The sequence below is a fragment of the Caulobacter sp. P1_B12_2 genome (assembly GCF_056406675.1).
This window is the reverse complement of the sequence record NZ_JBFTZS010000373.1, coordinates 1-4,627: the sequence shown is the minus strand read 5'-3', so window position 1 is coordinate 4,627 and position 4,627 is coordinate 1. Positions and strand designations below refer to the sequence as shown.

Annotated in this window: 4 protein-coding genes; 1 reads left to right on the top strand and 3 read right to left on the bottom strand. The window is 69.3% G+C overall.

Features of this window, described 5'->3' with window-relative positions; all coding sequences use genetic code 11:
• Nucleotides 1-77: 77 nt before the first annotated feature.
• Together hmpA and AC1DZ6_RS19390 are read right to left on the bottom strand one after the other, a co-directional pair.
• Nucleotides 78-1,286, bottom strand: coding sequence for an NO-inducible flavohemoprotein (gene hmpA, locus AC1DZ6_RS19395; RefSeq protein WP_477098778.1), 1,209 nt, complete (start codon nt 1,284-1,286; stop codon nt 78-80).
• A gap of 38 nt (nt 1,287-1,324) precedes the next feature.
• Nucleotides 1,325-1,732, bottom strand: coding sequence for a group III truncated hemoglobin (locus AC1DZ6_RS19390; protein ID WP_477098777.1), 408 nt, complete (start codon nt 1,730-1,732; stop codon nt 1,325-1,327).
• Between the two features lie 123 nt (nt 1,733-1,855).
• Here AC1DZ6_RS19390 and AC1DZ6_RS19385 point away from each other — a divergent pair, with 123 nt between their 5' ends.
• Entirely contained in the window at nt 1,856-2,308 is a 453-nt protein-coding gene (locus AC1DZ6_RS19385) for an Rrf2 family transcriptional regulator (RefSeq protein WP_477098776.1), read from the top strand.
• Here AC1DZ6_RS19385 and AC1DZ6_RS19380 read toward each other — a convergent pair.
• The coding region (locus AC1DZ6_RS19380) for a response regulator (RefSeq protein ID WP_477098775.1) at nt 2,305-4,627 on the bottom strand (2,323 nt) is incomplete at its 5' end. The two genes, AC1DZ6_RS19385 and AC1DZ6_RS19380, sit on opposite strands and share 4 nt — an antisense overlap.

Here is a 4,627-nt window from a genome sequence, read left to right as displayed (position 1 = left end):
CCCCCGTTTCACGGGGGAGGAGAAGAAACGGGGGAGGTGGCGGGCGAAGCCCGACGGAGGGGGCGTCCCGCGGCGCCCTAAGCCGCGATCGCCTCGGCCGTCGGGCCGAACACCTCGTAGTGGATCCGATCCGTCGGCACGCCCGCGCCGGCAAGGCCGGTGACGAAGGCCTTCAGGAACGGCGTGGGGCCGCACAGGTAGAAGTCGGCGTCGGCCAACGGGGTGTTGGCCGCCAACCAGTCGATCGAAATGAAGCCGTCGACGTCGTGGCTTTCACCCGCCCGGTCGCCCGCCAGCGGGTCGCTGTAGAAGGTGGTGACGCTGACCCCGCCGTGGTCCTTGGCCAAGGACCGGACGTGGCCGTCCAGGGCGTGGACGCCGCTGTTGAGCGAGCCGTGCACGAAGTGGGCTTTCAGCTCCGGATGGGCCTTGGCGATGTGCTCGACYATGCTGACCATCGGGGTCAGGCCAACGCCGCCGCTGAGCAGCACCACCGGACGGGCGGGCTGGTCGGCCAGGAAGAAGTCGCCGGCCGGCGGGGTGGCCGACAGCACGTCGCCCACCTGGATCTGGTCGTGCAGGAACCGCGAGGCCGCGCCCAGGTCCTCGCGCTTCACCGAGATGCGGTAGCTCTCGGTGCTCGGGCCGGCCGAGATCGAATAGTTGCGCTTCTCGCCGCTGAACTCGGGCGAGTCGAAGCGGAAGGTCAGGTACTGGCCCGGCTTGTGCGGGATCACCGGACCGCCGTCCTTGGGCCGCAGCACGAACGAGGTGATCACCGCGCTCTCGCGGATCTTCTCGGCGACCACGAAATCGCGCCAGCCGTTCCAGCCGCCGTCGACGGCCTCGATCTCGGCCCGGATGTTGGCTTCACGTCCGATCAGGATGTCGGCCAGGAACCAGTAGGCCTCGCCCCAGGCGGCCAGGATCTCGTCGGTCGCCGCGTCGCCCAGCACCTCCTTGATCGCGCCCAGCAGGGCCGTGGCCACGAACGGATAGTGCTCGGCCAGGATGTGGTAGCCGACATGCTTCTGGGCGATGCGCTCGACCACCGGCAGCACGACGCCCAGGTTGTCGATGTTCTGGGCGTAGGCCAGCACCGCGCCGGCCAGGGCCTTGGGCTGGGCGCCGGTGCTCTGGTTGGCGTGGTTGAACAGGGCCTTGATCTGGGCGTGCTGGAACAGCCGGGCGTACATCGCCAGGGTGATCTTCTCACCATGTTCGGCCAGGGCCGGAACCGTGGCCTTCACGAGCGCGATCGTCTCGGCGCTAAGCGCAGCCGCCATTGTGTCTCTCCGTGTTTGGGGTGTTCGGGGCGGCGTCGTCAGGACGTCGCGGTTTGGAAAGGCTCGGCCTTGGGCAGGCGGAAGTGGATGGCCAGGTCCAGGCTCTGGGCGATGCGGGCGGCCTTGGCCTGCATGGCGGCGGCGACCGGCGGCGAGACCATCTCGGCGGTCGTCTGGTTCCAGATCTCCAGCCAGCGGCCGAACATCTCGGAACTGATCCGGGCCCCGTGCCGCACGTGGACCTGCATCGGATTGCCCTTGTAGCGGCCGGTGGTCAGCATCACCGACGACCAGAAGTCGGCCAGAGTCGCCAAGTGCCGGCTCCAGTCCTCGACCGCGTCGTTGAACACCGGGCCCAGCTCGGCGTCGGCGCGGACCCGGGCGTAGAAGCGCGCCAGCAAGGCCGGCAGGGCGGCTTCGATCTCGGCGGCTTGGCTCGGGTTCATGAGAGGGGCCTAATTGATGCGTCGAAAATACATCTATAAGGCCGGGCCGAAACATGCAATGAAAATGCTGGTTTTACGTAGTGACCCTTAGCCTCGTTTTAGGGGCGCGTGCCTGGAGTCCCGATGCGTCTGACGCGCTACACCGACTACGCCATGCGGGTGCTGCTGCACCTGGCGGCGCGCGACGACGACGACCTGTCCTCGATCGGCGAGATCGCGGCCCTCTACAAGATCTCGCAGAACCACCTGATGAAGGTGGTGCAGGACCTGGGCAAGGCCGGCTTCGTGCGCACCGTGCGCGGTCGCGGCGGCGGCATCGCCCTGGCCCGTCCCGCCGACCAGATCATCGTCGGCCAAGTGGTGCGCCAGACCGAGGAAGGCTTTCAACTGGTCGACTGCAGCCAGTGCCTGATCGCCCCGGCCTGCACCCTGCCCCGCGTGCTCAACGAGGCGACGGCGGCGTTCATCGCGGTGCTCGACAAGTACAGCCTGGAGGACCTGCTGGATAAGCGCCACCAGATGCGGGCGCTGTTCGGGATCACCGATCCTGCGGAGCTGGCGAAGGCCGCGCCCTAGGCCGGCGTAGCCGCCGCCTCGACCCTCTCGACCGAACCCCCGCCCCGCTTGTCCAGCACCTGCACCAGCACCGACACCATGTCGCGCAGGTCGATCGGCTTGGCGATGTGGGCGTCCATGCCGGCTTCCAGGCAGGTGTCGATCTGGGTGCGCATGACGTCGGCGGTCAGGGCGATGACCGGCAGGTCGGCCCAGCGCGGATCGCGGCGCAGACGGCGGGTGGCCTCCAGCCCGTCCATCACCGGCATGTTGACGTCCATCAGCACCAGGTCGAAGGCCTCGGCCTCAAGCGCGTCCAGGGCCTCGCGGCCGTTCTCGACCTCGACCAGGTCGCAGTCGAACGGCGCCAGAAACAGCTTGATGACCCGCCGATTGACCGGATGGTCGTCGACGACCAGCACGCGGCGGCCGTGCAGGGGCGAAAGGGTCTGGTCGTCCTCGTTGGCGGCGCCGAAGGCCGCGGGCCCGGCGTCGGCCGCCCCCGTCGAGACATCGACCTGGAAGCCGAGCGTGAAGGTCGAGCCCCGGCCCTCGATGCTGTCGACCAGGATCTCGCCGTCCATCAGCTCGGCCAGGCGGCGCGTGATGTTCAGCCCCAGGCCCGTGCCGCCGAACGTGCGGGTGGTCGAGGCGTCGGCTTGGGTGAAGGCGCCGAACAGCTTGGACAGGGTGGCCGGGCTCATGCCGATGCCGGTGTCGGCGACGATCAGGCTGACGGCCGTGCGCCCCGTCGCCGGATCGGGCGCCCAGGACAGGGTCACGTCGACCCGGCCGACCACCGTGAACTTCAGGGCGTTGGACAGCAGGTTGGCCAGGCATTGTCGCACGCGCACGGCGTCGAACAGCAGCATCGGCGGCGGCTCGCCGGTCACGGCGAAGGTCAGCTCGACGCCCTTCTCGCGCGCCGTCGGCTGATAACCGCCCACCAGCCGGGCGCAGACCCCGACTAGGTCGCCGGCGGTGGGTGCGATCTCCAGCTTGCCGGCCTCGATCTTCGACAGGTCCAGGATGTCGTTGAGCAGCACCAGCAGGGTGTCGCCGCTGTCGATCATCAGCTCGACCTGTTCGCGCTGGCGGGGATCGAGGCCTTCGCCGCGAAGCACCTGGGCCATGCCCAGCATGCCGTTCAGCGGCGTGCGCAGCTCGTGGCTCATCACGGCCAGGAAGGCGGACTTGGCCTCGTTGGCGGTTTCGGCCCGGCCGCGCGCGTCCTTCAGCCGCTGCGAGGCCCGGCGCAGATAGAAGCCCCAGGCCACCCCGCCCAGCACCAGCACGCCCAGCAGCATGGCGATGATGATCGAGGCGTGGGCCAGGCGGCGGTTGAGTTCGACCTCGGCGGTCAGGCGGCGGCTTTCGTCGCGCTTGGACCTCAGCTCGGTCTCCAGAGCCGAGGCCATCTGGGCGCCGTTGCGCGACAGGGCGGCCTGGGTCTTCTCGTGGTCCTTCCGACGCCATTGGTCGAGCAGGTGGAAGGCGTCGTCGCCGCGATGCTCGGCCAGGGCGATGTAGGCGCCGACCAGTCGCTCGGCCTGGGGATCGCGCTCGAGGGTCTCGATCGGGATCGCCCGGATGACCTCGAGGTCGGCCCTGGCCTTGGCGGCGTCGCCGCGCTCGGCTTCGGCCTGGGCGCGAAGCCGCAGGCTGAGGCCCGTCAGGCGGTTGGTCGGGCGGTCGATCTCGAACGCGCCCTCGTCCAGGCAGTCCAGGATGCGGCCTGGCGCGCGCCGCTCGTTGGCGATGCGGGCGCATAGGTAGCGATCCCAGGTCTTCAGGTCCGGATCGCCGGCCGCCTGGGTCATGTGGTGGTGCACGCCGGCGAAGTGCTCGGCCGCGTTCAGCTCGCCCACCTCGGCGGCGGTGTAGGCGATGTCGTAGATGCGCTCGACCTTGCGCATGTAGAAGGCGTTGCCCTCGTCCAGGCGGGCGGCCTGGCTCATGTGGTCGAGCGCGCCTTCCTTATCGCCGATGTAGGACAGCGTGTAGGAGTGCACCTGATGGGCCTCCGCCAGCAGCGGCTGGGCCAGGTCGCCCTTGCGCTCCAACCGGCCGATGACCTCCGCCGCCAGGCGCGAGGCGTCGGCCCACTGGCCTGAGCGGCCCAGGGTGCGGATGCGCTCGATGGCGGCCATCATCCGGATGTCCGGGCCCGAGCGTTCCAGATAGCGGACCCAGTCGGCGTCGTTGAAGGTGCGAAAGCCGCCCGACTCGTGGCGGTAGGCCGTGGTCAGCAGGTCGACCAGATTCAGTAGTGCGGCGTCGTTGTCGGCCACGGCCACTCGACGCACGCGGCGGCTCCAGTCGTCGAACTGCGGCTGAACC